Annotated in this window: 2 protein-coding genes, 1 pseudogene and 1 other annotated feature; all 3 genes and pseudogenes read right to left on the bottom strand. The window is 73.9% G+C overall.

The annotated features are described in order from the left end of the window. A partial coding sequence (locus tag LK10_RS12870; RefSeq protein WP_231567757.1) for a hypothetical protein occupies positions 1-310 on the bottom strand: 310 nt, incomplete at its 3' end. A 195-nt stretch (positions 311-505) separates the two neighbouring features. Beyond that, positions 506-1,725 (bottom strand): IS3 family transposase gene (locus LK10_RS12865; protein ID WP_231567756.1). Its coding sequence is split into 2 segments (ribosomal slippage): positions 506-1,446 and positions 1,446-1,725, totalling 1,221 coding nucleotides; the frame shifts between segments, so codons are not numbered across the junction. Further along, positions 1,334-1,447: a sequence feature (AL1L pseudoknot), on the bottom strand. (Overlaps the previous gene by 114 nt.) Then, positions 1,692-1,988 (bottom strand): annotated as a pseudogene (locus LK10_RS12855) (DUF222 domain-containing protein); the annotation flags it as partial. The gene LK10_RS12865 and the pseudogene LK10_RS12855, both read right to left, overlap by 34 nt.

Genomic DNA, 1,988 nt, shown 5'->3' with positions numbered 1-1,988 from the left:
GGGTGATGTGGGGTCGGAAGGGGCCGGGGAAGGCCTCGTCCGGGACGCCCAGGAGCCGGTGCACGAGCGCGTCGGCGCGCAGCTGGGACAGGGTCCGTTCCTCCGCCGCCGCAACGGACGCCGAGGACCCCGCCGCCCCGACGCCGGCGCCCGCGGCATCGGCGGGACCGCAACCGCCGCCGGCATCGCCGGGGCGGGGTTTGCCGGGGGTTGGGGGGAGGTGGCTGCGGGCGGTGCGGGCGTCGGCGTCGAGGCCCTGGTAGAGGGCCAGGCCTGCCTCGGCGGGCAGGAACGCGGTCAGGGTGCACATCCCGTCCGGCTCGGGGGCGAACCACACGCCCCGGTCCCGGGCCGCGGCCTCCTTCCGGGACCCGATGCTCCGGGTGCTCCCGCTCCCGCAGCTGCCGCAGGGCAGAGCGCAGCTCCGCCGGGGTCCGGCGCCTGCCCGTGCGGGTCACCGCCCGGTCCAGGCCCCTGTCAAGCCCCGGGTTTGATGGAGGCCTCTTCAGTTGGTTTTCGTGAATTCTCGTTCAGTGGTCGACCGCGCGTGGGCTGATTCGTGTTCGGCGGGTGGGACGTAGCCGAGCTCGCCGTGCAGGCGCCGGTGGTTGTACCAGTCGACCCATTCGGCGACGGCTACCTCGAGGTGGTTGATGTCGCGCCAGGGGCCACGGTTGCGGACCAGCTCGGCCTTGAACAGGGAGTTCAGCGCCTCGGCCATGGCGTTGTCGTACGAGTCGCCGCGCGAGCCGACGGAGGCGACGGCCTCGGCCTCGGCGAGGCGCTCTGTGTAGCGGATCGCCCGGTACTGGACGCCGCGGTCGGAATGGTGGACGAGGCCGGCCAGGTCGGCCCCGTCCCTGGTCCGGACCCAGATGCCCATCTGCAGGGCGTCCAGGGCGAGCTCGGTGTAGAGGCTGGTGGCGACCTGCCAGCCCACGATCCTGCGGGAGAAGACGTCCATGACGAACGCGGCGTAGACCCAGCCTGCGAAGGTGCGCACGTAGGTGATGTCCGCGACCCAGAGCCTGTTCGGGGCCTCTGCGGTGAACCTCCCCTCGACCAGGTCCTCGGGGCGGGCCGCCTCCGGGGCTGGGCGCGTGGTCCGCGGGCCCTTGGCGCGGCTGATCCCGCGCAGGCCCTCCGCGCGCATGAGCCGCTCGACGGTGCAGCGGGCCACCGCCACGCCCTCGCGCCTGAGTGCGGCGTGGACCTTGCGGGCCCCGTAGACGCCGTAGTTCTCCCGGTGCAGGGCCCGGATCCGCCCGGCCAGCTCGGCGTCCCGCAGGGCGCGGTCGGAGGGCTGGCGGGCGCGGCGGGCGTAATAGGTGCTCGGGGCGATCTGCAGGACGCGGCAGATCGGCTCGACCCCGTGCTCGCCTCGGTGCTCCTCGATGAAGGCGCACATCACCTCGAGGGGCGGTCGAGCTCCGCCGCGAAGAAAGCCGAGGCCTGCTTCAGGATCGCGTTCGCCCGGCGCAGCTCGCGGTTCTCCCGCTCAAGCTCGGCGATCCGGGCAGCGTCCGTGCTGGTCGTCCCGGGCCTCAGGCCCTCGTCGACCTCCGTCTCGCGGACCCAGGTCCGCAGCGCCTCGGGATGAACCCCCAGCTGCTCTCCGATCCGCTTGTACGCCCCGACCCGGGTCGCAGGATCCGCTCTGGCCTCCAGCGCCAGACGTGTGGCGCGCTCCCTCAGCTCGGCAGGGTACCTCCGCGGCGTCGACATGGAATCAATCCTCCCGGGTCATCGATCCCTCCATCAAACCCGAGGCGGTTCACCCGGCGGGCGAACCCGGCCGCGTCCCCGGGCGGCAGGGTCCGGGCCTGGTCCACGATCACCCGGGCGTGCTGGTGGCCGATCCGCCCGGCCCTGAGGGCCTCCAGGACCTCCCGGTGGGTCCCGGCGAGCTCGCCCGCCTCGTTCACCAGCCGCGCCGCGGCCGCCTCCGAGACCCCGGTCGCGGTCGCGGCCTCGGCCACCGCCAGGGC

It is taken from the genome of Sinomonas humi (assembly GCF_000802235.1).
GTDB classification, from domain to species: domain Bacteria; phylum Actinomycetota; class Actinomycetes; order Actinomycetales; family Micrococcaceae; genus Sinomonas; species Sinomonas humi.
This window is presented reverse-complemented; position numbering and strand designations above follow the sequence as displayed.